This window comes from Pseudomonas sp. 22515, from assembly GCF_052044625.1.
Classification (GTDB): Bacteria; Pseudomonadota; Gammaproteobacteria; order Pseudomonadales; family Pseudomonadaceae; genus Aquipseudomonas; species Aquipseudomonas alloputida.
In genome coordinates this window covers 262,687-288,761 of record NZ_JBQENN010000001.1, presented here as the reverse complement: position 1 = coordinate 288,761, position 26,075 = coordinate 262,687, and the positions used below count along the sequence as shown (strand labels likewise).

General features: G+C 63.6%; 23 protein-coding genes and 1 riboswitch. Of the genes, 9 read left to right on the top strand and 14 right to left on the bottom strand.

All coding sequences use genetic code 11. The annotated features are described in order from the left end of the window. The first annotated feature begins 20 nt into the window (after positions 1-20). Positions 21-830: a rhodanese-like domain-containing protein gene (locus ACTJJN_RS01225; RefSeq protein ID WP_003249503.1), complete on the top strand. Its 810-nt coding sequence runs from the start codon at positions 21-23 to the stop codon at positions 828-830. A 9-nt stretch (positions 831-839) separates the two neighbouring features. Beyond that, positions 840-1,703 (top strand): archaetidylserine decarboxylase, encoded by an 864-nt coding sequence (gene asd / locus ACTJJN_RS01220; protein WP_003249501.1) that lies wholly within the window; start codon positions 840-842, stop codon positions 1,701-1,703. Positions 1,704-1,779: 76 nt separating this feature from the next. Here the strand turns inward: asd and serB are convergent, their stop codons facing one another. Next, complete coding sequence (serB, locus tag ACTJJN_RS01215; protein WP_003249498.1) at positions 1,780-2,994, bottom strand: phosphoserine phosphatase SerB; 1,215 nt, start codon at positions 2,992-2,994, stop codon at positions 1,780-1,782. 134 nt (positions 2,995-3,128) lie between these two features. Between serB and ACTJJN_RS01210 the strand changes: the two genes are divergently transcribed. Beyond that, complete coding sequence (locus tag ACTJJN_RS01210; protein ID WP_003249496.1) at positions 3,129-4,586, top strand: AhpA/YtjB family protein; 1,458 nt, start codon at positions 3,129-3,131, stop codon at positions 4,584-4,586. A 261-nt stretch (positions 4,587-4,847) separates the two neighbouring features. Here the strand turns inward: ACTJJN_RS01210 and ACTJJN_RS01205 are convergent, their stop codons facing one another. From ACTJJN_RS01205 to ACTJJN_RS01165, 9 genes are all read right to left on the bottom strand, one after another. After that, on the bottom strand, positions 4,848-5,558 hold the full coding sequence (locus tag ACTJJN_RS01205) for a PqiC family protein (RefSeq protein ID WP_003249494.1): 711 nt from the start codon (positions 5,556-5,558) through the stop codon (positions 4,848-4,850). A 172-nt stretch (positions 5,559-5,730) separates the two neighbouring features. Continuing rightward, a complete protein-coding gene (gene parC, locus ACTJJN_RS01200; RefSeq protein WP_014754625.1) occupies positions 5,731-7,989 on the bottom strand; it encodes a DNA topoisomerase IV subunit A in 2,259 nt (752 codons plus the stop codon). 58 nt (positions 7,990-8,047) lie between these two features. After that, a complete protein-coding gene (locus ACTJJN_RS01195) occupies positions 8,048-8,518 on the bottom strand; it encodes a retropepsin-like aspartic protease family protein (RefSeq protein WP_440780757.1) in 471 nt (156 codons plus the stop codon). Then, positions 8,515-9,501 carry an esterase-like activity of phytase family protein gene (locus ACTJJN_RS01190; protein WP_440780756.1) on the bottom strand — a complete coding sequence of 329 codons (987 nt, stop codon included), beginning with the start codon at positions 9,499-9,501 and terminating at the stop codon, positions 8,515-8,517. The genes ACTJJN_RS01195 and ACTJJN_RS01190 overlap by 4 nt, the downstream gene beginning before the upstream one ends. Continuing rightward, complete coding sequence (gene parE, locus ACTJJN_RS01185; RefSeq protein WP_003249486.1) at positions 9,498-11,402, bottom strand: DNA topoisomerase IV subunit B; 1,905 nt, start codon at positions 11,400-11,402, stop codon at positions 9,498-9,500. The genes ACTJJN_RS01190 and parE overlap by 4 nt, the downstream gene beginning before the upstream one ends. Before the next feature lie 35 nt (positions 11,403-11,437). After that, positions 11,438-12,046 (bottom strand): YqiA/YcfP family alpha/beta fold hydrolase, encoded by a 609-nt coding sequence (locus ACTJJN_RS01180; protein ID WP_003249484.1) that lies wholly within the window; start codon positions 12,044-12,046, stop codon positions 11,438-11,440. A 226-nt stretch (positions 12,047-12,272) separates the two neighbouring features. Then, a complete protein-coding gene (gene cpdA, locus ACTJJN_RS01175; protein ID WP_012053867.1) occupies positions 12,273-13,073 on the bottom strand; it encodes a 3',5'-cyclic-AMP phosphodiesterase in 801 nt (266 codons plus the stop codon). A gap of 85 nt (positions 13,074-13,158) precedes the next feature. Then, complete coding sequence (locus ACTJJN_RS01170; protein ID WP_003249480.1) at positions 13,159-13,611, bottom strand: DUF1249 domain-containing protein; 453 nt, start codon at positions 13,609-13,611, stop codon at positions 13,159-13,161. Continuing rightward, a complete protein-coding gene (locus ACTJJN_RS01165) occupies positions 13,602-14,219 on the bottom strand; it encodes an NUDIX domain-containing protein (protein WP_179053250.1) in 618 nt (205 codons plus the stop codon). Before ACTJJN_RS01165 ends, ACTJJN_RS01170 begins: the two co-directional genes overlap by 10 nt. 185 nt (positions 14,220-14,404) lie before the next feature. Between ACTJJN_RS01165 and ACTJJN_RS01160 the strand changes: the two genes are divergently transcribed. Beyond that, positions 14,405-15,151, top strand: a complete 747-nt coding sequence (locus ACTJJN_RS01160) for an RsiV family protein (RefSeq protein WP_003249476.1) — start codon at positions 14,405-14,407, stop codon at positions 15,149-15,151. On the opposite strand, the gene cytX is transcribed toward ACTJJN_RS01160, so the two are convergent. Beyond that, a complete protein-coding gene (gene cytX, locus ACTJJN_RS01155) occupies positions 15,120-16,403 on the bottom strand; it encodes a putative hydroxymethylpyrimidine transporter CytX (protein ID WP_221099815.1) in 1,284 nt (427 codons plus the stop codon). The two genes, ACTJJN_RS01160 and cytX, sit on opposite strands and share 32 nt — an antisense overlap. Positions 16,404-16,502: 99 nt before the next feature. Continuing rightward, positions 16,503-18,383, bottom strand: a complete 1,881-nt coding sequence (thiC, locus tag ACTJJN_RS01150; RefSeq protein WP_003249473.1) for a phosphomethylpyrimidine synthase ThiC — start codon at positions 18,381-18,383, stop codon at positions 16,503-16,505. A 154-nt stretch (positions 18,384-18,537) separates the two neighbouring features. Beyond that, positions 18,538-18,644: riboswitch (TPP riboswitch) on the bottom strand. 160 nt (positions 18,645-18,804) lie between these two features. Here thiC and ACTJJN_RS01145 point away from each other — a divergent pair. Further along, positions 18,805-20,238, top strand: a complete 1,434-nt coding sequence (locus tag ACTJJN_RS01145) for a TolC family outer membrane protein (RefSeq protein ID WP_012053869.1) — start codon at positions 18,805-18,807, stop codon at positions 20,236-20,238. 89 nt (positions 20,239-20,327) lie between these two features. On the opposite strand, the gene waaA is transcribed toward ACTJJN_RS01145, so the two are convergent. Together waaA and ACTJJN_RS01135 are read right to left on the bottom strand one after the other, a co-directional pair. Further along, on the bottom strand, positions 20,328-21,599 hold the full coding sequence (gene waaA, locus ACTJJN_RS01140; RefSeq protein WP_012053870.1) for a lipid IV(A) 3-deoxy-D-manno-octulosonic acid transferase: 1,272 nt from the start codon (positions 21,597-21,599) through the stop codon (positions 20,328-20,330). 11 nt (positions 21,600-21,610) lie between these two features. Beyond that, the gene (locus ACTJJN_RS01135; protein ID WP_003249460.1) at positions 21,611-22,501 is read right to left on the bottom strand and encodes a LysR family transcriptional regulator; all 891 of its coding nucleotides are present in this window, start codon (positions 22,499-22,501) and stop codon (positions 21,611-21,613) included. Between the two features lie 86 nt (positions 22,502-22,587). Here ACTJJN_RS01135 and ACTJJN_RS01130 point away from each other — a divergent pair, with 86 nt between their 5' ends. The 4 genes from ACTJJN_RS01130 (at position 22,588) to ACTJJN_RS01115 (ending at position 26,020) form a co-directional block, all read left to right on the top strand. Continuing rightward, positions 22,588-22,920 (top strand): DMT family transporter, encoded by a 333-nt coding sequence (locus ACTJJN_RS01130; protein WP_004577390.1) that lies wholly within the window; start codon positions 22,588-22,590, stop codon positions 22,918-22,920. 88 nt (positions 22,921-23,008) lie between these two features. Continuing rightward, positions 23,009-24,184, top strand: coding sequence for an NAD(P)/FAD-dependent oxidoreductase (locus ACTJJN_RS01125; RefSeq protein WP_003249456.1), 1,176 nt, complete (start codon positions 23,009-23,011; stop codon positions 24,182-24,184). Further along, positions 24,181-24,993, top strand: a complete 813-nt coding sequence (locus ACTJJN_RS01120; RefSeq protein ID WP_003249454.1) for an aldo/keto reductase — start codon at positions 24,181-24,183, stop codon at positions 24,991-24,993. The genes ACTJJN_RS01125 and ACTJJN_RS01120 overlap by 4 nt, the downstream gene beginning before the upstream one ends. Positions 24,994-25,051: 58 nt before the next feature. Beyond that, on the top strand, positions 25,052-26,020 hold the full coding sequence (locus ACTJJN_RS01115; protein WP_012053873.1) for a hypothetical protein: 969 nt from the start codon (positions 25,052-25,054) through the stop codon (positions 26,018-26,020). Positions 26,021-26,075 lie beyond the last annotated feature (55 nt).

Genomic DNA, 26,075 nt, shown 5'->3' with positions numbered 1-26,075 from the left:
TTCCACACTGGAGACCGTGGATGACCGACTTTTCCGGCCTGCCCCTGGTGATCGAAGCTGCAGACCTGCTGCCACGCCTGGATTCGCCGCAGCTGATCCTGGTCGACCTGAGCAGCGCCAACCGCTATGTCAGCGGGCATATCCCCGGCGCGCGCTTTGTCGAAGGCAAGCGCACCCAGCTCGGCCAGCCCCCGGCGCCCGGCCTGCTGCCAGCCCTGGGCGAGCTCGAAAAACTGTTCAGCGAACTCGGCCACCGCGCCGATGCCGTGTATGTGGTGTACGACGATGAAGGCGGCGGCTGGGCCGGGCGCTTCATCTGGCTGCTCGATGTCATCGGCCACGAGCGCTACCACTACCTCAATGGCGGTATCCAGGCCTGGCCGGCAGACAAGCTGTCCACCGCAGTGCCTGCCATTGGCAGCGCCCCGGTGCACCTGCACATAGACAGCGCACCCACTGCCACCCGCGAGTACCTGCAAAGCCGCCTGGGCGCCGATGACCTGGTCATCTGGGACGCACGCGGCCCGCAGGAATTCAGCGGCGAAAAAGTGCTGGCAGCCAAAGGCGGCCACATCCCCGGCGCGATCAACTTCGAGTGGACCGCCGGCATGGATTTCAACGACCACCTGCGCATCCGCCAGGACATCGCTGAAGTCCTCAAGCAACTGGGCATCACCCCTGACAAGGAGGTGATCACCCACTGCCAGACCCACCGCCGCTCCGGTTTCACTTACCTGGTGGCCAAGTCCCTCGGTTACCCACGCGTCAAGGCCTACGCCGGCTCGTGGGGCGAATGGGGCAACCACCCGGACACGCCTGTAGAAGTCTAAGGAACCTGCATGAAATCCCGTCTGTTCATCATCAGCCAGTACCTGCTGCCGCACCACCTGCTGTCGCGGCTGGCCGGCTGCATCGCCGAGTGCCGCGTGCGCTGGTTCAAGAACGCCTTCACCGCATGGTTCGCCAAGCGCTACCAGGTGAACATGAGCGAGGCGCTGGTCGAAGACCTGAGCGCTTACGAGCACTTCAATGCGTTCTTCACCCGCGCCTTGAAACCTGGTGCCCGTCCGCTGGACGAAACCCCGGGCGCCATCCTGTGCCCGGCCGACGGTGCGGTCAGCCAGCTTGGCCCGATCGAGCACGGTCGTATCTTCCAGGCCAAAGGCCACGGTTTCAGCGCGCAAGAGCTGCTGGGCGGTGATCCGGCCATGGCCGCGCCGTTCATGGGCGGCGAGTTTGCCACCATCTACCTGTCGCCCAAGGACTACCACCGCGTGCACATGCCGCTGGCCGGCACCCTGCGCGAAATGGTCTATGTGCCGGGCCGCCTGTTCTCGGTCAACCAGACCACCGCAGAGAATGTCCCCGAGCTGTTCGCTCGCAACGAGCGCGTGGTCTGCCTGTTCGATACAGAGCGTGGGCCAATGGCTGTGGTACTGGTCGGCGCGATGATCGTCGCCTCGATCGAAACGGTATGGGCCGGGCTGGTCACGCCGCCCAAACGTGAGCTGAAGACCTTCCGCTACGACGAAGCCAGCCGCACGCCGATCCACCTGGAGAAAGGTGCCGAACTAGGCCGCTTCAAGCTGGGTTCGACCGCCATCGTGCTGTTCGGGCCGGAGCAGGTGAAGTGGGCTGAGAGCCTGGGTGCGGGTTCTGCAGTGCGCATGGGGCAGCAGCTGGCGGCGCCTGTGCAGGCTTGATTCGAGCCATATGAGAAAGGCCCTGCATATGCAGGGCCTTTTTCGTTGGGCCGCCATGCGGCCCCGGATTTACGGATCAGCCGCGGGCGTCACGATCACGCAGGCCCAGCAGATACAGCACCCCGTCCAGCCCCAAGGTGGAAATCGCCTGCTTGGCCGACTGGCGCACCAGCGGCTTGGCACGAAACGCCACGCCCAAACCGGCCAGCGACAGCATCGGCAGGTCATTGGCACCATCGCCCACGGCGATGGTCTGCTCCAGTTGCAAGCCTTCGTCACTGGCCAGCTTCTTCAACAAATCGGCCTTGCGCTGGGCATCGACAATCGGCTCAACAGCCACGCCCGTCACCTTGCCATCGACCACTTCAAGTTCGTTGGCGAACACATAGTCGATACCCAGGCGCGCCTGCACCTGACGAGCGAAATAGGTAAAGCCACCGGACAGAATCGCGGTCTTGTATCCCAGGCGCTTGAGCTCGGCAAACAGGTTCTCGGCACCCTCGGTCAGGCGCAGCGATGCCCCGATCTCGTCCAGTACCCCCACATCCAGGCCCTTGAGCAGCGCCATGCGCTCTTTGAAGCTGGCGCGGAAGTCCAGTTCACCGCGCATGGCGCGCTCGGTGATCGCCGCCACCTGCTCACCCACACCCGCCGCCTTGGCCAGTTCGTCGATGACTTCGGCCTCGATCAGCGTGGAGTCCATGTCGAACACCGCCAGGCGGCGGTTACGGCGGAACAGATCGTCCTTCTGGAAGGCGATGTCGACGCTCAGCTCTTCAGCCAGGGCAAAGAAGTCGGCACGCAGGGCCTGGGCATCGCTCGGTACACCGCGCACGGAGATCTCGACGGCTGCCTTACCCTTGTCGGTTTCGGCATCCAGTGCCACCCGGGCCGACAGGCGCTCGATACGCTCGATGGTCAGGCCGTACTGGCTGATCACCGCACTCACCCGCTGCAGCTGCTCGGGAGTAATCTTACGGCTGAGCAGGGTAACGATGTGGCGCGCTTCGCCATGCCCATCAGCCCAATGCTGGTAGTCCGCCTCGGAAATCGGCGTGTAACGGGCCTGCAGGTTCAGTTCGTGGGCTTTAGCCTGCACGCTTTGCAACAGCGCGGTAGCCACTTCGTTGTCCGGGATGTCGACCAGGATGCCAAACGACAAGGTGCCGTGCATGACCGCCAGGCCGATGTCGAGGATACTCACACCGCCCTGTAGCAGGACGCCGGTGATAGCCGCAGTGAGACCGGGACGGTCCTCACCGGTGATGTTGATCAGGACGATTTCGCGCACAACCTGGCTCCGACTTCGATGAAAAATGCGCATTCTACCGATTTTCCATGACCATCGGGCGCCAACGATACTTTGCCGACAAAACCCGGCTCGCTATACTCCCCCCACTTTCATGCCATTAAGAGCCGAGCTCTGTGAACCGGCCCACGCCAGTCAAACCAGACAATTTCTTCCTGATGATCTATCGCGCCCTGAGTCAACGTCGCGTGCCGCTGGCACTGCGCATCGCCTGCACCAACATTTTCCTGGTGGCGCTGGCGCTGGTGATCTACGCCTGCGTGATGGGCCTGCAGTTCAAGCAGGCCATGCATGAGCAGGCCGATGCCTTGGGCCAGAGCCTGACCACCCAGACGGCCACATCGGCCACCGAGCTGCTGGTGTCCAATGACATCCTCAGCCTCAACGTGCTATTGGGCAACCTGGTTAAAAACCCGCTGGTGGCCCATGCCGCAATCTACAGCGTGGATAACCGCATCCTCGCCGAAGCGGGCCAGCGCCCGCGCAACAGCCTGCTGGGCGAGGCCGAAGGCCTGTACCAGACCAAAATCACGTTCCAGGACGTGACGGCCGGGCAGTTGCGCATCAGCCTGGACATGAGCCAGTTCCAGCAACCGATGCTGATCAGCCTGCAGAGCATGGGCATTCTGGCCGCTATCCTGCTGGCCCTGGCCTTGGCCCTCAGCTTGCGTCAGGGCCGCTTCATCACCCTGCCACTGCTGCAGCTGCGGGTATGGCTGCGCGACCCGCAGCCCTATACCCCGGCCACCGACCGCCAGGACGAAATTGGCGACATCGCCCGCCAGCTGCATGCACGCCTGGCCCCGCCTCCGCCCCCGGAGCCGGAGCCTGAGGAAGAAGACGACGAGCAGTTCGACGACCTGCCCGCCGCTGCCCCGGCACCCAAGGCCGTACCGCGCGCCAAACCTGCCCTGGAAGACGAGGATGACGACGAGGCCTTCGCCGGCCTGCTGGACGACGACACTGCACCCAAGGCCGCCGCAGAGGTCGAGTCCGACGAGCCGCAGTACAGCGCCGTACTTGCCGTGCAGCTGGGCTCGCAGGAGCAACTGCGTCGCCTGCCACGCACACGCCTGGCCGAGCTGACCGAGCGCTACCGCGATTGCCTGGAGCACGCAGCCTCGCTCTACGACGGTGAAACCCACACGCTGAACGACGGCAGCACCTTGGTGCTGTTCCACAGCCGCGAGTGTGGCGAGGACTACCTGACCAACGCCATTTGCTGTGGCGAACTGTTGCGCGCCCTGGGCCACGCCCTGCAGATCGAGGTAGCCGACAGCGGCATTACCCTGCAACTGCAGCTAGGCCTGGTCTTGGGCAACGACCTGCATGGGCTGGAACTGGTTGACCTGTTGATGGCCGAGAAGGTCCAGGATGCCCTGGCACTGTCGCAGCACAGCCGTAACCTGTTGCTGGTAGAGCGGCAGATCAACGATGACGCCCTCATTCGCCAGCGTGCGCGTATTCGCCCGATCGCCAGCCCCGAAGGCGCCTGCTGTGTGGAGCGACTGATGGAGCCCTACCCGTCAATGCTGGAACGGCAACTGGCACGCATGCATGAGCACCGCGCCTGACAGGCATACGCTGCATCTACAGCGCATGTCTTGAGCCAGGCTGGTTTCCTTGCGATCACGTGCCTGGCGCAAGATCCAGCCAATAGCGCCCCCGGTAGGAGCGGGTTTACCCGCGAATACGGTGGCGGCGGCAACGGTGAACGGCGGGTGGAAATTGGTCAGCAGGGCCGGCCTCTTCGCGGGTAAACCCGCTCCTACGAAGACCGGCAGATACAAAAAAGCCCGCAGCGAATGCGGGCTTTGTCGTATCTGGCCGCTTGATCAGAACCGATAAACTTCCATATCGGTGCGAATCGGCGAGGCCATCGGGATTTTGGGTTTCTCCGGCCCCTTCTTCACCTGCGTCGGTGCAGCGGGCTTTTTCGGTGCTTCTTCGGCAATCGCCGGCTGGTTGGCCAGCGGCTTCACCGCCGTGCTCAGCTGTTCGGCCAGCTTCTGCAGCAGTTGGCCCTGAGCCTGCACCTGCGACGACTCACTGCCCTCATGCTGCTGCTCGAGGTGAATGATACGGTTGTCACGCACACGGCCACGGCGGTCAAGCAGACGCCACTGGGCATCCAGGATGGCCGGCTGGTTCTTGCCCGAGTCCAGGCGTGTAATCGACAGCAGCACTTGCACGTCCGGGCTGAAGCCTGCGGTCGCCGGGGCCAGTACTACGCGTTGGCTGTCCAGGCGCCAGGCCAGTTGACGCACCAGCAGCTGGTCGATATCCGATGACAGGCTGCCAGCCCAACGACCGTCGGTCGCCGCGCTCAGGCTGCCATCAGGTTGACGCTGCAGGAACGTCTCACGCTGAAGGTAATCGGCCACCGATACCGGGCCGAGTACCACGGCCATGCCCGCACTCTGCGACGGCTGGCCAGGATCACCACTGTCGAGCTGATACAGGGCAACCGGCTGATGCATGGTGCACCCGCCAAGGCCCAGCAGGCCAGTCATCAACAGCGCAAATGGAAGGCGCAGAAATTTCATCATCCCATCCAGGCGGCTGCCACAAGGCACACCGCAGTGATACATGTAGATTCAAACGGGCACACGGCCACGCCGGCACCGCAAGGGGCATATCATCCGCGAAATAACCGTCCGACTCCAGCATTTCTGCCCGAAACGGCGTTGAAATTGCCGTTCCAGACATTACAACCGGTTATGTCGGCACTTCCACCTGCAACCCATCGACGCGCTGGAACCCGCGTGGCAGCTTGCTGCCGCGCCGACCGCGCTCGCCCTTGTAGTGCTCCAGGTCGTCCGCCTTCAAAGACAGGGTACGCTTGCCGGCCTGCAATACAAGGGTCGCGCCTTCGGGAATCACGGCCAGATCGGTAACAAATTCTTCACGGCTGGCCACCCGGTCACCCGGCACGCCAATGATCTTGTTGCCCTTGCCTTTACCCAGCTGCGGCAAGTCGCTGACCTTGAACACCAGCAAGCGGCCTTCGGTGGTCACGGCCGCCAACCAGTCCTGCTCGCGATCAGCTACTGGACGCGGGGTCATGACCTTGGCCCCGTTGGGCAAGCTGAGCAGGCCTTTGCCGGCCTTGTTCTTGGCCTGCAGGTCTTCACCCTTGACCACGAAGCCGTAACCGGCATCCGAAGCCACCACGTACAGCGCATCGTCGTCAGGCAACAACACACATTCGAAAGTCGCCCCCGGTGGCGGCGTCAGACGGCCAGTCAGCGGCTCGCCCTGGCCACGCGCCGATGGCAGGCTGTGGGCCGCCAGCGAGTAGCTGCGACCGGTGGAATCGATAAGCACGGCAAACTGGTTGGAACGCCCAGCCGCAGCAGCCTTGAAACCGTCGCCGGCCTTGTAGGAAAGGCCAGTGGCGTCGATATCGTGGCCCTTGGCGCAGCGCACCCAGCCCTTCTCCGACAGCACCACGGTGACGGGCTCGGTCGGCATCAGCTCGTTTTCCGATAGGGCCTTGGCTTCGGCACGCGCTACGATCGGCGAGCGACGATCATCGCCATAGGTTTCGGCATCCTTGATCAGCTCGCTGCGCACCAGCTTGCGCAGTTTGGCCTCGCTCCCCAGCAAGGCCTGCAGCTTGGCTTGCTCCTTCAGCAACTCATCCTGCTCACCGCGGATTTTCATCTCTTCCAGGCGCGCCAACTGCCGCAGGCGGGTCTCGAGGATGTAGTCGGCCTGGATCTCGGTCAGCTCGAAACGTTCGATCAGGGCCTGCTTGGGGTATTCCTCAGTACGGATGATGTGGATCACTTCATCCAGGTTGAGGAATGCGGTGAGCAAACCGTCCAACAGGTGCAGACGCTTCTCGACCTTATCCAGACGGTGCTGCAGGCGGCGACGAACGGTATTGGTGCGGAATTCCAGCCACTCCACCAAGATGGTTCGCAGGTTTTTCAACTGCGGCCGGCCGTCCAGGCCGATGATATTCACGTTGACCCGGTAGGTGCTTTCCAGGTCGGTGGTAGCGAACAGGTGCTGCATCAGCTCGTCGACATCGACGCGGTTGGATCGCGGGATGATGACAATACGGCAAGGGTTCTCGTGGTCCGACTCGTCGCGCAGGTCGGCGACCATCGGCAGCTTCTTGGCCTGCATCTGCGCGGCAATCTGCTCCAGCACTTTGGCCCCGGAGACCTGGTGCGGCAGCGCAGTGACGACGATGTCGCCATCCTCGACGCGGTACACGGCGCGCATGCGGATCGAGCCGCGGCCGCTTTCGTACATCTTGAGAATTTCAGCCCGCGGCGTGACGATCTCCGCCTCGGTCGGGTAATCCGGCCCTTGGATGTGCTCGCACAACTGCTCGATGGTTGCCTTGGGCTCATCGAGCAGTCGCACACAGGCACTGGCCACCTCTCGCAGGTTGTGCGGCGGCACGTCGGTGGCCATGCCCACGGCGATACCGGTGGTACCGTTGAGCAGGATGTTGGGCAGGCGCGCAGGCAGCACGGCCGGCTCCTGCAACGTGCCGTCGAAGTTCGGCACCCAGTCCACGGTGCCCTGGCCGACTTCGCTGAGCAGCACTTCAGCGTAGCGTGACAGCCGCGCCTCGGTGTAGCGCATGGCGGCGAACGACTTCGGATCATCCGGCGCACCCCAGTTGCCCTGGCCATCGACCAAGGTGTAGCGGTAGCTGAACGGCTGCGCCATCAGCACCATGGCCTCGTAGCAGGCCGAATCGCCATGGGGATGGAACTTGCCAAGCACGTCACCGACGGTACGTGCCGACTTCTTGTGCTTGGCATCGGCATCGAGCCCCAACTCGCTCATGGCGTAGACGATGCGGCGCTGCACCGGCTTCAGGCCGTCGCCGATGTGCGGCAGGGCACGGTCCATGATCACGTACATGGAGTAGTTGAGGTAGGCCTGTTCGGTGAATTCAGCCAGCGAGCGGCGTTCTACGCCGTCCAGGCTGAGTTCCAGTGAGTCGCTCATGCGGGCCTCGTCATTTCAGGTTCTGGCGCAGCAACATGGTGCCACCGCGCTGGGTAAATTAAAGTTGTTGCAGGGCACTCATACCCAGCAGTACGGTGGCCCCATCCAGGCCCGGCACCACGATGGCGCGTACGTTCTGCAGGCGGATATCGCCCAGTTGCAGGCTGGTCAGGCGCGTGCGGTAACCTTCAGTACGGCCATTGGCGGTGCTCAGTAGCACCGGGCTACCGCGCTCCAGGCTCAGTTCATGAGCCAACGCCTCCGGGATCGCCACATCGGTGGCGCCGGTGTCGAGCATGAAATGCACCACCTGGCCGTTGATGGCACCATCCACCACGAAGTGGCCCTGGCCATTACTCAGCAGGCGCACTTCGATAAAGCCTTGACCATGTTCGGATTGCACCTGGCTGTTGGGATTACGCTGGCTGTCTTCCCACTGGCCGAAAAAACGCGTGGCAAGAAACAGCGCCGCCGCCCAAGCGACGATCATCAGCAACTTGCCCGCGCGCTTGCCCGGCGCCTGGCTCATGGTTTGGCGCTCCAGCCACCTTCCGGTGCGTCGAAGCGCCAGACGAGTGGGCGGGTTTCACCGTCGGCACGGGCGCCGTTGTTGTTGTCCAGGCCAATCCAGGCGCCCTTGGCATCGATCACCAGTGCTTCGGCCAGGCCAAACGGCTGCGCGTAGCGCCGTGACTCGACCAGCGCATCAGCAGCGAACGACCAGCAACGCTCGACCTTGCCACTGTCGACATCACGTCGGCACACCCGGTAGGCGTTGCGTTCGAGGGTAAACAGCTTGCCCTCGAACCAGGCCAGGTCAGCGAAGTCGCGCGACAGGGCCCTGGCATTGGGCATCTGCGCGGGTTGCATTTCGACCCCCGCCTCGCTCAGCAGCACGCAACCACGCCCGCAGGTCCAGACCGACTGCTGGCGCTCGATGGCCACCAAGCCACGGCGCTCACGCTCCGCAGCCAGCCACAGGCGGTCACCCGTCGGGTTGATCGCCAGGCCTTCGAACAGGGCATTGAAGTTCAGCAGCATGCCGCTTGCCCGGGCCTGGCGCACCATGGCCGAGTCGATCCTCAACCAGTCCGGCTCGCCTTCCAGCGGCAATTGCAGCACCGCGGCATGCGCCTCGCTGACCAGATAGAGGTTACCCGCCTGGTCACAGGTGATACCTTCGAAATCCAGCTCGCCACCGCGAATGTACGATGCCGCCCAATTGCGCGACTTCAACCCCCATGGGAGGCCGCTTTCCGGGACAGCCGGCGGGGTGAAGGTCAGCGGCTGCGCGCGCCAGGTAGGGTTCTGCTGATCGAAGCGGTAGATACGGTCGTCGTCACGGTCGGACACGCCCCACAACCCGCCCCGGCATTCCACCAGCCCCGACAGGTTGCCACCGCGCATACCGTCGATCGGGTGCTCGGCTGTCATCTTCAGCTCTGGCCAGTTGCCCGCCAGGGAAGGCAGGGCAACCAGCGCCAGGCAAACGGCAAGTACTTGCCGAATCAAACCATGACCTCGGCCAGGTTGCCCTTGGTTTCCAGCCAACTCTTGCGGTCACCGGCGCGCTTCTTGGCCAGCAGCTTGTCCATCAGCTCGCAGGTGGCTTCTACGTCGTCCAGGGTCAGCTGCACCAGGCGCCGGGTGTTCGGGTCCATGGTGGTTTCGCGCAACTGCGGCGGGTTCATCTCGCCCAGGCCCTTGAAGCGTGTTACCTGCGGCTTGCCGCGCTTCTTCTCAGCCACCAGGCGGTCGAGGATGCCGTCACGCTCGGCTTCGTCGAGGGCGTAGTAGATTTCCTTGCCCAGGTCGATGCGGTACAGGGGCGGCATGGCCACGTAAACGTGCCCAGCTTCGACCAGTGCCCGGAAGTGCTGAACAAACAGCGCACACAGCAATGTGGCGATGTGCAGACCATCGGAGTCAGCGTCGGCGAGGATGCAAATCTTGCCATAGCGCAGCTGCGCAAGGTCGGTTGCCCCCGGATCGACGCCAATGGCCACGGCAATGTTGTGCACTTCCTGGCTGGCCAGGACTTCGCCACCGTCTACTTCCCAGGTGTTGAGGATCTTGCCGCGCAGCGGCAGGATGGCCTGGAATTCCTTGTCCCGCGCCTGCTTGGCCGAACCACCGGCCGAGTCACCCTCGACCAGGAACAACTCGGCACGCATCGGGTCCTGGCCCGCACAATCGGCCAGCTTGCCGGGCAATGCCGGGCCCTGTGTGATGCGCTTGCGCTCGACCTTCTTGCTGGCCTTGAGGCGGCGACCGGCGTTGCTGATGGCCAGTTCTGCCAGTTGCATGCCCAGCTCGGGGTGGGCGTTGAGCCACAGGCTGAAAGCATCCTTGACCACACCGGAGACGAACGCGGCGGCCTCGCGCGATGACAGGCGCTCTTTGGTCTGCCCGGAGAACTGCGGGTCCTGCATCTTCATCGACAGTACGAAGGTGATGCGCTCCCAAACGTCTTCCGGCGCCAGCTTCACCCCGCGCGGCAGCAAGTTGCGGAACTCGCAGAACTCACGCATGGCATCCAGCAGGCCCTGGCGCAGGCCGTTGACGTGGGTGCCGCCCTGGGCGGTGGGGATCAGGTTGACGTAGCTTTCCTGAATGCTGTCGCCGCCTTCGGGCAGCCACAGCAAAGCCCAGTCAACCGCTTCCTTGTTACCCGCCAGGCTGCCACAGAACGGCTCGTCGGGCAGGCGCTGGAATTCGTTGACCGAGTCGACCAGGTAGGAGCGCAGGCCATCCTCGTAGTGCCATTCCACCTTTTCGCCGCTGGCCTTGTCCTCGAAGCTGACCAGCAGCCCCGGGCACAATACCGCCTTGGCCTTGAGCACGTGCTTGAGACGGCTGATGGAAAACTTGGGCGAGTCGAAGTACTTCGGGTCTGGGCTGAAGTACACGCTGGTGCCGGTGTTGCGCTTGCCAACCGAGCCGACCACTTCCAGCTCGCTGGCCTTGAAGCCATCGGCAAAGGTCATCTGGTATTCATTGCCGTCACGCTTGACGCGCACACGCACCTGCGTCGACAGGGCGTTGACCACCGAGATGCCCACCCCGTGCAGGCCACCGGAAAACTGATAGTTCTTGTTGGAGAACTTGCCGCCGGCGTGCAGCTTGGTGAGGATCAGCTCGACCCCGGACACGCCCTCTTCCGGATGGATGTCCACCGGCATGCCGCGGCCGTCGTCGCTGACTTCCAGCGAATGGTCGGCATGCAGGATGACCTGCACCGAACGCGCGTGGCCGGCCAGTGCTTCGTCGACACTGTTGTCGATGACTTCCTGGGCCAGGTGGTTGGGGCGGCTGGTATCGGTGTACATGCCCGGCCGCTTGCGGACCGGATCAAGGCCCGAGAGGACTTCGATGGCGTCTGCGTTATAGGCGCTAGCGCTGGGATTGGCCATAGGGTCTCGTCGTCAGTCTGGTGAATGCAAAAAAGTCAAAATACAGAAAAATCGAGCGCCGCATACTGCCCACGGGCAATGCCGGCGAAGGCCAGCAGTGCCGGCAGGCGCTCGGCGAAGCCCTGGAAGCTGTGGTCGCCACCGGCCTGGATACGCAGGGCACAAGCACGGTAATAGCGCTCGGCGTGGCGATAGTCCAGGGTTTCATCGGCGGTCTGCAGCCACACTTGATAGCGGTCGGCATCGGCCGGGGCCGCGACTTCCAGTTCGGCCAGGGCCTGCACGTGATCGTGGGTCAGTTCCCAGGTTTCACCGCTGTAATGGTTGCGCTGGGTGCCCAGGTAACCGTCGAAATGCTTGTGCGGGGTTACCGCCGGGTTGACCAGAAGGGCCTTGAGGCCATGGCGCTCGGCCAGATGGGTGGCATAGTAGCCGCCGAGCGAACTGCCCACCAGCAGTGGCGCACCCAGTTCGGCGATGGCCGCTTCGAGCTGGACCATGGCTTGCCGTGGGTGGTGGTGCAGGGCCGGCACTCGCAGCTGGTCGGCCAGGCCGAGCTGCTGCATGACTGCCTCCAGCTGACGCGCCTTGGTCGAAAGCGGCGAGCTGTTGAAGCCATGGATATAGAGGATGGAACCCGACATGCTGCCCCCGGAATCTGTGGCTTCGCGCCTGATAATGCGGGCGCAGGGACGCGCAGTGTAGCGCGTTCGCCGGGTTTTGGCGCCGCACAGGGGTTTTAGCAACACATTCTTCAACAGCTTTTAGAGTGCCGGGGGGGCTTTGCGCCCCTATCGCGACACAAGGCCGCTCCCANCCTGTGGGAGCGGCCTTGTGTCGCGATAGGGCTGCGCAGCAGCCCCAAAATCATCAATAGCCAGGGCTATCGAAGTCGAGCTGCACCTCGAAATCCAGCGCCCGCTCCACCCCGGTTTCCAGCCGCCCGTCGGCATGCAGGCGCAACCAGCGATACCCCGGAGGCTCTTCGCTCACCTGGAAGTCTTCGCTGCGCGCCGCGAACTGAATGCAGGTCGACGGCGTGGCCAGCAGGCGCCGCCCCCCTCGGACCTCATCCCATTCCTGATGCACATGCCCCCATAGCAAAGCCCGTACCTGTGGATATCCTTCAACGATATCGAACAGCGCCTGGGCATTGCGCAAGCCGATCGGCGCGATCCAGGCGCAGCCGATGTCCACTGGCTGATGGTGGAAGCACACCAGGCAATGCCGCTCGCCAGCCTCTTTCAAGGCGGCTTCCAGCACGGCCAGCTGGTCGTCTTGCAGAAACCCGTGGGTAGCACCGTGCACGGCGGTGTTGAGCATGACTACCCGCCATGCGCCAATATCGGTCACCGCCTGCACCAGTTCCGGCGCCACCTGCGCCATCACCTGAGCCTCGTCATGGTTACCCGGCAGCCAGCGCGTGGGCACGGCAAACGGTGCGGTCAGCTCCCGAAACGCTTCATAGGATGCCACGCTGGCATCCTGGGACAGGTCGCCCGTGCACAGCAGCAAGTCGACAAGCGGCTGCTCGCGCCGCACCTGGGCCACCACGTGGCGCAGGCTGTCTCGGGTCTTGAGGCCCAGCATGCTGCCAGCCGGGTCGGCGAACAGGTGGGCATCGGTCAGTTGCACCACATGCACGGGGCGGGATTGGTCTGGCGGCGACAACGGCCATCTCCTCGAATGGATTCAGCGGGAATTATGGCTGTGCGACGGTGACGAGCAAACACCCGCAACCGACTCACGTCACAATTCAGCGAACACTTGCCAGTTCGTGGCCGCAGGCCAGGCAGTGGCTGAGCCATTCCCCCAGGAAAAGGTTGAGCTGAGCCTTTTCGTCCGGCTGGTGCATGGCGTCGTTCGGATACGGGTAGATGCTGCGCAGGCGCCGGGTGTGTTCGGCGCTGACCACTTCGGCCATGCGCGCATCGTGATACACCTGCACTTCCAGGTGGGGCACTGGCAGCCACGGCAGGCTGTGTTCCTGGCGCACATGCAGGGTGGTGGTATACGGGCAGGCCAGCACCACGTCGAGCACCAGCACGCCAAGCATCTGGTCACCCTGGGTCATGCCGATGCGGCGCGAGCTCTGGGTGGTGCGCATGTCGGGCAACAAGCGCATCAGCCGGGCATAGTTGGCCTCGCAGGCTGCCTGCAGCCCGACCAGGTCAACTCGATAGCGCTCGCGCAGCAGGTTCACTTCCACATACCTCTTACTTCGTCACGGTTCAGCGCCAGCCATTGCAGGCCAATGATGGTGGCCGCATTGCAGATGCGCCCGTCGCGCACCGCCTGCAGGGCATCCTCGAACGCCCACACGCGTACGCGAATGTCTTCGCCCTCTTCCTCCAGGCCATGCAGCCCTCCCGCGCCCTCGCTGCTGCAACGGCCTAGGAACAGGTGAACGTATTCGTCACTGCCGCCAGGCGACGGGAAGTAGCGGGTCATCGGCCACAGGGCGCTGAACGTCAGGCCTGCTTCTTCTTCAGCCTCGCGATGGGCGACTTCCTCGGGCTGCTCGTCTTTGTCGATCAGCCCGGCAACCATCTCGATCAGCCAAGGGTTGGCGACCTTGTCCAGTGCGCCCACGCGGAACTGCTCGATCAGCACCACTTCGTCCCGCACAGGGTCGTACGGCAGCACGCATACCGCATCGTGGCGCACAAACAGTTCGCGACTGATCTCGCGCCCCATGCCCCCGGCAAATAGCTCGTGGCGCAGGCGTAACTTGTCGAGCTTGTAAAAGCCCTGGAAGCAATTGGCCCGCTCGATGATTTCGAAGCCCTTGGGCACAGCGTTCAACGCGTCTGACATGGAAATCCTCATTACCTCGAATACTGCTTCGCGCCATCCTACTCCGCACGCCTGTTGGTTTCACCCCTTTCCAGCAACCGCTGGCGCACTCGGGACAGCAGCCCTTCACTCTGTTAGCTTAGTGGCGAACTGAAGGCCGCGCAGACGGTCAAAGGCCGACTTTTCCCTGTTCTGCAAGGATCATCATGACACTTGTCAAACTGACTTCCGTGGCCGTGCTGGCACTCGCTCTGGGCGCCTGCCAGAGCCTGTTCACGCCCAACTACCGGGCCCCGCTCGAGGTCAAGCGCGACGCCTGGGAGCATGTCAAACCCGGCTGCAGCGAGAGCGACTGCCCGCTGGTGAACATCGACATGATCCACTTCCCGGCCCTGCCCAAGCTCGACGGCATCGTCGAAAAACGCCTGCTGCAACTGACCGAAGACAATCAGCATGGCACCGCACCAGCCACCCTGCAGGCCTACGAACAGCAATATCTGGCCAGTGCCGACAAACGTAACAGCAGCTACTTGCAAGCCAAGGTACGCGAGCAGCATGACGGGCTGGTGATCATCGAGTTGTCCAGCTACCTGGACAGCGGTGGCGCCCACGGCATGCCCGGGCGCGGCTTCATCAACTATTCACGCAAACTGGACAAGGTGCTGACCCTGCAGGACATGCTGGTGCCCGGCCAGGAAGACACCTTCTGGAAAACCGTCGAAGAATCGCACCGTGCCTGGCTGATGAGCGTGGGAATGGACAAGGATGCCGAGTTCGTCAAGACCTGGCCGTTCAAGAAATCGCCGCACGTCGCCCTGACGTACGGCGCGGTAGTGGTCAAGTACGAGGTCTATGCCATCGCGCCCTATTCCATGGGCCACGTGGAACTGAAGATCCCCTACCCGCGCCTGAATGGCGTACTCAAGCCTGAACTGTTTCCCGGCCGCGGCTGAGGCTTAGCAGCCCATGCAGCACACCTGCCAGCAGCAATGCGGGCAGGGTAGCGCCCAGTTCCGGCGCCTTGGCGGCAATCAGGTGATAGGCCACCGCCCCGGCAAACCAGGCCACCAACGCCTGCCAGTGCAAGCCATTGACCTGCGCTGGCAGACGGCGTCGACGGACCACGTAGTGGTCCATCAGCACCACGCCGAACAGCGGCGCGAACACCGAGCCGATCAACAACAGGAAGTTTTCGTACTGTGCCAGCGGCGCCAACAGGGCAATCAGGGTGCACAACACGCCGATGGCCAACGCCAGGTGCTCGACCTTCAGCGGTAGCAGCACACCAGTGGAAACCGCCGCCGAGTGAATGTCGGCGAAAGCCTTTTCCGACTCGTCCAGCAGAATAAGCAGCAGCGGAATCCCCATGCCGGCGCCTGCCAGGGCCAGCAGCAGGGCATTGACTTCGCCACTGGCGGCGAACGCCAGCGTGTACGCCACGCCCAGGCTCATCAGCCAGGTGTTGCCGATGAAGTAGCCAACGATCGTGCCGCCGAACACATGCTTGCCATTGCGGGCAAAGCGCGAGTAGTCCGCGATCAGCGGCAGCCAGGACAGCGGCATGGCGATGACGATATCGAAGCCAACCGCCAGCGACATCGAACCATCCCCGGCACGGTTCCACAGCTCCGCCAGGTCAGCCTTGGCGAACAGGTTCCAGGTCAGCCACAGGCAAGCGCCCAGCAACAACCAGATGCCCCAGGCGCGCAGCACTTTGCGCACGAAGGCCAGTGGCCCGCTGACGGCCAGCAGGGTGGCCAGGGCACCGAAGCACAACGTCCAGAGCATGGGGCTGTTCCAGGCACTGTCCTCACCGAACGCTCGCGCCCCCAGCAAGCTGGCAGCATCGCGCATGACGATAATCTCGAAAGCGCCCCAACCCACCAGTTGCAGCAAGTTGAGCAGCGCCGGCAAGCGCGCGCCATGGCTGCCCAGGCTGAGTTTCAGGGTGCCCATGGCGGACAGGCCGGTGTCGCTGCCGATAACCCCCGCCGCACCCAGCAACAGCACACCGACACCGGTGCCCAGGGCGATGGCCAGCACGGCGCCAGCAAGGCCCAGGCCTGGCGCCAGCATGGCGCCGACCTGCAGTACCATCAGGCCGATGCCGAGGGAAAACCACAGTGAAAATAGGTCGCGAGCACCGAAAATGCGCTGCTGGATGGGGATTGGATGGTCGGGAGAGAACTGGCTGGGTGATGTCATGGTTGGCGCTCGCCGGCAATATTGTTGGTGTTCCTGGCGAGGACTTCGTCCTCGTATCGCGACGCAAGGNNAAAGGGCCGCAAAGCGGCCCCAGCGTGCTTAGACTTTGTGGTACAGCTGGCTGCCTTCCTGGCGGAACCGCTCGGCCTGCTCACGCATGCCTTGCTCGACCGTCACATCCACGGCCTCGATCTTGGCTGCGTACTCACGCACTTCCTGGGTGATCTTCATCGAGCAGAACTTCGGCCCGCACATCGAGCAGAAGTGCGCGACCTTGGCCGATTCCTTCGGCAGGGTCTCGTCGTGGAAAGCGCGGGCAGTGTCCGGGTCGAGGCCCAGGTTGAACTGGTCTTCCCAACGGAACTCGAAACGCGCCTTGGACAAGGCGTTGTCGCGAATCTGTGCACCCGGGTGGCCCTTGGCAAGGTCGGCGGCATGCGCGGCGATCTTGTAGGTGATGATGCCGGTCTTGACGTCGTCCTTGTTCGGCAGGCCCAAGTGCTCCTTCGGCGTGACGTAGCAGAGCATGGCGCAACCGAACCAGCCGATCATCGCCGCACCAATGCCCGAGGTGATGTGGTCGTAACCCGGCGCGATGTCGGTGGTCAGTGGGCCGAGGGTGTAGAACGGCGCCTCGTCGCAGCACTCCAGCTGCTTGTCCATGTTCTCTTTGATCAACTGCATCGGCACGTGGCCGGGGCCTTCGATCATGCATTGCACGTCGTGCTTCCAGGCAATTTTGGTCAGCTCGCCGAGGGTTTCCAGCTCACCGAATTGCGCGGCGTCGTTGGCGTCGGCAATCGAGCCAGGGCGCAGGCCGTCGCCCAGCGAGAAGCTGACGTCGTAGGCCTTCATGATTTCGCAGATTTCGTCGAAGTGGGTGTACAGGAAGTTTTCCTTGTGGTGCGCCAGGCACCACTTGGCCATGATCGAGCCACCGCGGCTGACGATGCCGGTGACCCGCTTGGCGGTCAGGGGCACATAGCGCAGCAGCACACCGGCGTGAATGGTGAAGTAGTCCACACCCTGTTCGGCCTGCTCGATCAGGGTGTCGCGGAACAGTTCCCAGGTCAGGTCCTCTGCCACGCCGTTGACCTTTTCCAGGGCCTGGTAGATCGGCACGGTACCGATCGGCACCGGCGAGTTGCGAATGATCCACTCGCGGGTTTCGTGGATGTGCTTGCCGGTGGACAAGTCCATGACCGTGTCCGAGCCCCAGCGGATGCCCCAGGTCAGCTTGGCCACCTCTTCCTCGATCGAGGAACCCAGGGCGCTGTTGCCGATGTTGCCGTTGATCTTCACCAGGAAATTGCGGCCGATGATCATCGGCTCTACTTCCGGGTGGTTGATGTTGGCCGGAATGATCGCGCGGCCACGGGCGATTTCCTGGCGAACGAATTCAGGGGTGATTTCTTTCGGGATGTTGGCACCGAAGCTGTGGCCGGCATGTTGCTCATTCAGCAGGCCGGCGGCGCGGGCCTCCTGCAGCTTCATGTTTTCGCGGATGGCCACGTATTCCATTTCGGCGGTGATGATGCCCTGACGGGCATAGTGCATCTGCGAGACGTTGGCGCCGGCCTTGGCACGACGCGGGTTGCGCACATGGGCGAAACGCAGCTTGGCCAGCTCTGCATCGTTCAGGCGCTGCTGACCGAAGTCGGAGCTCAGGCCTTCCAGGCGCTCGGTGTCACCGCGGGCTTCGATCCACGCCGAACGCACATCGGCCAGGCCTTTGCGCACGTCGATGATCACGTCGGGGTCGGTGTACGGGCCAGACGTGTCATACACCAGCACCGGGGCGTTGGACTCGCCGCCGAAATCGGTCGGGGTGTCATCCAGGCTGATTTCACGCATGGGGACACGGATGTCCGGGCGCGAGCCTTCGACATACACCTTGCGCGAACGCGGAAAAGGTTGCACGGACTGCTGATCGACTTGTGCCGATTCGCTGAGGTTGATCGCTTTTTCTTGTTTGGTCATCACAGGCTCTCCTGACGGCTTCCTAGCAGTGGAATGTCGGGGTGAACCTGAAACGCGCGGACGCACCCTCTTTGGGTGCAGTGCCGGACATGGGGGTGCCTGAAGCTGTATGCAGCTGTGACAATCCCGGACCTGGCACAAGAGGCTCCCCGGGAAGGCGAGCAATCTTGTTCCCTACGCAGGCGCTAACCTGATCAGGTTCAACGGGATCCGCACCTCTGCGATCTCAGCCTTTGCTTCAAGGCACCCCGACAAGAACATGCGCAGTCTAGACTGGAGTGGTCAGCAAAGCCAAGCAGGTAAATGCGCGGATGATGAAAGGCACACCGAGCGATTGTTGCCGGGTGCGCATGGCACTACACTGGCCCATCGCTCGATACTCAACAGTTCAGTAATTAAATTTCGTACAAGGATTGCCTCTATGCTGCGCAAACTCTCACTGGCGATAGCCGTGTCTTGTGCGTCCAACGGAGTGGTCTGGGCAGCGGACGTGCCTTCGACAGTCAAAACCGATCTGGTCAGCGTCTACCAGGAAGCAGTGGACAACAACGCCGACCTGGCTGCAGCCCGCGCCGATTACGGGGCGCGCCGCGAAGTGGTGCCGCAGGCCCGCGCCGGGTTGCTGCCAAACCTGTCGGCCGGTGCCGAGATGATGAACACCCGCACCAAGCTGGACGAGCCGTCCATGACGTCCAATCGCAGCGGCAACGCCTGGAGCGCGACCCTGGCTCAGCCCATCTTCCGCGCTGATCGCTGGTTCCAGTTGCAAGCCGCCGAAGCAGTCAACGAACAGGCAGCACTGGAGCTGTCGGCGACCGAGCAAAACCTGATCCTGCAAACCGCGCAAAACTACTTCGCCGTCCTCCGCGCCCAGGACAACCTGGCCGCCACCAAGGCAGAAGAAGCGGCCTTCAAGCGCCAGCTGGATCAGTCCAACGAGCGTTTCGACGTGGGCCTTTCGGACAAGACCGACGTGCTGCAATCCCAAGCCAGTTATGACACTGCACGGGCCAACCGGATCATCGCCGAACGCCAGGTGCAGGATGCCTTCGAGGCCCTGGTAACCCTGACCAACCGTGAGTACACCGCTATCCAGGGCGTGGTGCATAGCCTGCCGGTACAAGTGCCAACGCCCAACGATGCCAAAGCCTGGGTCGAAACCGCCGGGCGCCAGAACCTCAACCTGCTGGCCACCAACTACGCGGTTTCTGCCGCAGAAGAGACCCTGCGTCAGCGCAAGGCCGGGCATGCACCGACCCTGGACGCCGTGGCCAAGTACCAGAAGGGTGACAACGACAGCCTTGGCTTCACCAACCCATCGCAACTGGGGGTGCGCTACAGCGGCGACGTCGAGCAGACCAGCGTTGGCCTGCAACTGAACATACCGATCTACAGCGGCGGCCTGACCAGCTCGCAGGTACGCGAGGCTTACCAGCGCCTGAGCCAGAGCGAGCAACAGCGTGAAAGCCTGCGCCGCCAGGTCGTGGAGAACACCCGCAACCTGCACCGCGCAGTGAACACCGATGTGGAACAGGTACAGGCGCGCAAGCAGTCGATCATTTCCAACCAGAGCGCGCTGGAAGCCACCGAAATCGGCTACCAGGTCGGTACCCGCAACATCGTCGACGTGCTTGATGCCCAGCGCCAGCTGTACACCTCGGTGCGCGACTACAACAATAGCCGTTACGACTACATCCTCGACAACCTGAGCCTGAAGCAGGCAGCCGGCACCCTGAGCCCGCAAGACCTGCAGGACCTGAAGCGCTACCTGAAACCTGACTACAACCCGGACAAGGACTTCCTGCCGCCGGACCTGGCGGCAGCAGCGGCCAAGAACTTCGAGCGCAGGCCTTGAGGTAGGGGCTGGACCATTCGCGGGCTCGCCCGCTCCCACAGGGATAGCGCAGCCCTCGAGCCATNCCCGCGAAGGCGCCAATGCAAAAATCAGCGGATAAGCGCCCCCAGCCCCTCGAGCAATCGCTGCAAAGCCCCCTGATTGGCCCGCATCACCGCCCTGCCCGCCTCGCCCATGCGCTGGGCGTCCTGCGGCAGTTCCACCAGACGGCGCACCGCACCGGCCAGCCCGTCAGCATCATCCACCTGCTGCAACGCACCCGCCTCGCGCAGCATCGCGCTGATTTCGAGGAAGTTGAACACATGCGGCCCCATGAGCACCGGCAAGGCCAGCGCCGCAGGCTCCAACGGATTGTGCCCACCGGTCGGCACCAGGCTGCCACCGACGAAGGCAATGTCGGCCAGGGCATACAGGAACAGCAGTTCGCCCATGGTGTCGCCCAGCAATACCCGCGTTTGCGCATCGACCAGCGTGCCGGCAGAGCGGCGCACGGTGGTGAACTGCTCGCTGCACAACGCATGCACTGCATTGAAGCGCTCGGGATGGCGCGGCACCAGGATCAGCAAGGCATCGCCATGCACCTGCAACAACTGCCGATGCGCCTGCAGGATCAAGGCATCTTCACCGTCGTGGGTGCTGGCGGCGATCCACACAGGGCGCTGGCCTCCCCCCCACTGTTCACGCAATGCCCTGGCGCGCGGCAGCAGCTGTTCGTCGATCGTCAGGTCGAACTTGATCGAACCGGTGACTTGCACACGCTCAGGGCGTGCACCCAGGTCACGGAAGCGCTGGGCCTCGGTTTCGGTCTGCACGGCAATCAGGCTCATCTCGGCCAGCATCGGCCGGGTCAGCCTGGCAAAGCGCCCATAGCCACGGGCCGAGCGCTCAGACAAGCGCGCATTGGCCAGCGCCACCGGAATGCCGCGCCTGGCACACTGGTGAATGTGGTTGGGCCAAAGCTCGGTTTCCATGATGATGCCCAGCTTAGGCTGCACATGATCGAGAAAACGCCCCGCCGCCCAAGGCAGGTCGTAGGGCAGGTAGCAATGCTGCACGCGTGGTTCGTTGGCGAACAGGGCGCGAATGCGTTCAGAGCCGGTAGGGGTCATGCAGGTCAGTGTGATCGGCAGCTCCGGGTAAGCCTTGAGCAAGGCACGCACCATGGGTGCGGCAGCAATGCTCTCGCCCACCGATACCGCATGTACCCAGATACCACCCTGGCGCATGGCCGGCAGCTTGAAAGCAAAGCGCTCGCCGATGCGCTGGCCATAGGCCGGCGCCTTGCGCGCGCGCAGGTACAGGCGCAGCGCAACCAGCGGCAGGCCCAGGTGAAACAGCAAGGTATAGAGAGTTCTGTTCATGGCGGCTAAGTCTACCCGATCGCGCGAAGGTGCACTGCAAAGCGCTCGGCCAGCCACTGCGCGGCCGGGCCCAGAGGTTCATCGCGGCGCCAGGCCAGCTCTGCCACGAGGGCCGGCGGCCGCCAGTCGCTGTCCAGTTCGACCATGTGCGCCTGGTAGGTCGGGTACTGCACCACATGCCGGGGTAACCAGGCCCAGCCCAGGCCGCGCATCAGCAGTTCGGCCATGGCGTAAAAGCTGTCGGCACGCCATACCTGCGGGCTGATCGCCTCGCCGCCAGGGTAACCGCTTTGTTGTGGCGTGATCAGCAACTGCCGGTGGCGGGCCAATTGTTGGCGGGTGACCCGGCCTTCGCCCGCCAGCGGGTGGCCGACCGCGCACACCGTGACCATCTCCACGCTGCCCAAGGCACGGCGTTCCAAGGAAGCCGGGATGCTTTCGTGGAGGAAGAACAGGCCCAGATCGGCGCGCCGCTCCACCAGCTTGCGCGCCACATCGCCCTGGGCTCCGCTGGCCAGTTGCACCTCCAGGAACGGGTAGCGGCTCGCCAGTTCGTCGAGGCTGTCGATCACCGGCTGATACGGCATGGCTTCGTCCTGCGCGACCCGCAGCAAGGCCTCCTGCCCGCGCATCAGGGCCAGGGCGCGGCCATCCAGGCGTTCGCACTGGCGTAACAATTCGCGGGCGTCTTCCAGCAAGGCGCTGCCGTTTTCAGTCAATTTCGGTTGCCGGCCGCTGCTGCGCTCGAACAGGGTGACCCCTAGGTCGGTTTCGAGCAGCGCGATGGCACTGCTGATCGCAGACTGGGCTTTGTGCTGCTCACGTGCCACCGCGGAGAACGAGCGCAGTTCTGCAACGCGCAAAAAGGTACGCAATTGTTCAAGGTTCCACTGCTCGGCCATCAACCTATCTCCCACATTGATAGGTAATGACTTTACCCCATCCAGGCAAGGTCTAGAATGCCCGCTCAGTAACGGAGGATCCCGCCATGAATGCCTACACCTACCTCGCCATTGCCATCTGCGCCGAAGTCATCGCCACCGCCTCGATGAAAGCGGTGAAAGGCCTGAGCACGCCGTTGCCACTGCTGCTGATGGTGGTTGGCTATGGCATTGCGTTCTGGATGCTGACGCTGGTAGTCCGCAGCATTCCGGTGGGGATTGCCTACGCCATCTGGTCGGGCCTGGGGATTGTGCTGATCAGTGTGGCGGCGCTGGTGATCTATGGGCAGAAGCTGGATATGCCGGCAATGCTTGGCATGGCCATGATCGTGGGTGGCGTGGTGGTGATTCAGCTGTTCTCAAAGACCGCTGGGCATTGAGAGCCCGTGTGCGGGGCTCGCCGACGATAGGGCCATCTCAGGTATAGCCTGTATACTTGCCAGCTGTCCCAGTCTTCGAGGTACCGCCATGCCATCTGCCATTTCCACTGACGTGCTGATCGTCGGCGCCGGGGTCGCAGGCCTCTGGCTCAATGCCCGCCTGCGCCGCCTGGGCTACTCGACAGTGCTGGTGGAGCGCGCCAGCCTTGGCGGCGAGCAGACCATCAAGTCGCAGGGCATCATCCACGGCGGCACCAAATACGCCCTGCACGGCGCCCTGACCGGCGCCTCGGAAGCCATCGCCGACATGCCGCGCCGCTGGCGCGAGGCCTTGGCCGGCAACGGCGAACTCGACCTCGGGCGTACCCGTCTGCTCTCCGATGCCCACTACCTGTGGTCGCCGGGCACCTTGGCCGGCAACCTCACAAGCTTCTTCGCCAGCAAGGCCGTGCGCGGCCGGGTCGACCAGGTCAAGGGTGACCAGTTGCCACCGGCACTGCAGGACCGCGCGTTCAAGGGCAAGGTGTATCGCCTGGCGGAACTGGTGATCGATGTCCCGAGCTTGCTGGCCAACCTGGCCGAGCTGGCCGGCGAGTCCTTGCTGGCAGGTGAACGCATCGAACCCTTGCGTGAAGGTAATGCGTTGGTTGGCCTGCGCGTGGACGACCGGGAAATCCGTGCCCAGCGCATCGTATTGAGTGCCGGAGCCGGCACCGAAGGCTTGCTGCAGGCGCTGGGCCTGGATCAGCCGGCCATGCAAACCCGCCCGCTACACATGGTCATGGCCAAGGGCCCGAACCTGAAACCTTTGTACGCCCACTGCCTCGGCGGCGGGCCCAAGCCGCGGGTAACGGTGACCACCCATCCGGCAGCCGATGGCCAGTGGGTCTGGTACCTCGGTGGGGACCTGGCCGAAGCCGATGGCGTGGCGCGCGAGCCTGCAGCGCAGATAGCTGCAGCGCAGAAGGAAATCGCCAACCTGCTGCCCTGGGTCGATCAGAGCCTGGTGCGCTGGGCCACACTGCGCGTCGACCGCGCTGAGCCTGCACAATCTGGCCTGGCACGCCCGGACAACGCCTTCCTTGCCGACCAGCAGCGCCTGCTGGTGGGCTGGCCGACCAAACTGGCACTGGCACCGGACTTCAGCGACCGGGTAATCAGCCACCTGGAGCGCGACGGCATTCGCCCACAAGCACAGGCCGACCTGGCCGACCTCCCACGCCCTCCACTGAGCGTACCGGCCTGGGAGCAGTTGCTGCCATGAGCCTGCCAACCCTGCACGCATTCCATCGCCCGCTGGGCAGCACCGGCCTCACGGTCTCTCCACTGGGCCTCGGCACGGTCAAGCTGGGCCGCGATCAGGGCGTGAAGTACCCCACGGGCTTCACGATCCCCGGCGATGAGGAAGCCCGCCTGTTACTGGCCCAGGCCCGCGAGCTTGGCATCAACCTGATCGACACCGCCCCGGCCTACGGCCGTAGCGAAGAACGCCTGGGCCCGCTGCTGCGCGGCCAACGCGATGAATGGGTAATCGTCAGCAAGGTCGGTGAAGAGTTCGAGGAAGGCCTGTCGCATTTCGACTTCAGCGCTGCCCATACCCGCCGCTCGGTGGAGCGCAGCCTGCGCCGGCTCGAAACCGACCGCATCGAACTGGTGCTGGTGCATTCCGACGGCAACGACCTGGCCATCCTCGAACAGCAGGAGGTCTACCAGACCCTGGCCGAACTCAAGCAGGAGGGCAAGATCCTCGGTTTCGGGCTGTCCGGCAAGACCGTCGCCGGCGGCCTGAAGGCACTGGAGCAAGGCGACTGCGCCATGGTCACCTACAACCTCAACGAACAGGCAGAACGCCCGGTGCTGGACTACGCTGCCGAACACGGCAAGGCCATCCTGGTAAAGAAGGCCTTGGCGAGCGGGCATATCTGCCTGGCCCCGGGCGTCGACCCGGTGCAGGCCAGCTTCGAGCTGCTGTTCGCCCACCCGGGCGTCAGCAGTGCTATTGTCGGCACCATCAACCCGTTGCACCTGGCCCATAACGTGGCCACCGTCGCCCGTATCCTGGGCCAGCATTGAGTTACCTCAGGCTCCCGACTCAGGGACTGGAGACTGACCCGACGCAAGGAGGAGCCTCGTGGCGCGAACGCTGATCCGCAAGAACCCGAGCAACTTCAAGACACTACCACTGCATGTCGAGGCCACGCCCGAAGGCTTGATCTACCAAAGCATCGGCATGCCGCTGAACTTTGCCCAGACCCAGCAACGGCGCAAGGCCATCCAGTTACCCGACACACAACACTTCGTGGTCGAACTGGCCAACCTGGGCGTGTCAGTGCGCCTCACGCTGCATTGGCAGAACCGCGATTACTGGGTACTGGTGCGTCAGCGCCGACAAGACCGTGGCGATGTGGTACTGAAACTGATTTCCGGTTATGTACCGGCGCAGGAGCTGAACCTGCCGCTGCACACGGCCGTACAGGAAGTGGCCGAGGAGTGCCTGCTGGAAACCCCGGAAGGTTGGCTGGGCGGGCGCTTCAACGACACCTGGCTGCCCATCCCCTACGCCGCCGCCCTGCACTACCGCGAAACACCCCACTTCGTGCTGGCTCCGGAGTCCGGTGCCGCACGCCCGGTGCATTGCGGCAAGCTGATGCTACTGGAGCGACCACGGGCCTATGTGCACCTGCCCACCGCTTCGCTACAGCTGATCTATGACATGCGCCTGCAAGTGCCCCGGGACGCCAAGAAACTCAGCTTGTTCCACGTTGACGAGCGGCTGGAGGGCGACCAGCTGGTGGCGCGGCTCAACCGCAAACGCCCCGACCTGTACCTGATGCCATTGAAGGACGGCCAGCCACTGGCAGAGCTGTACACGCTGAAAAAGGATGAGCTGGTGCCGGCGAGTACGCGTGGGCTGTACCTGGCAGAAAGTTTTGCCCGGCAGGAAGGCTGGGTGGTGGCAGATGAACGGGTACGCTGGAAGGATTGGGTGAAGCAGCAGGGGTTGGTGGAAAGCAAGCCCGCAAGGGCGTCGCACTTGCAACGGTTTGGCGACAAGGCGCGAGCGCTGCTGGAGCGGGCGCGGACCTCGCTGCACAAGTGACATCCCGGGAGCTTTCGCCTGCTTGCTGGGGCGGGTAAACCCGCCCCAGCCGAGG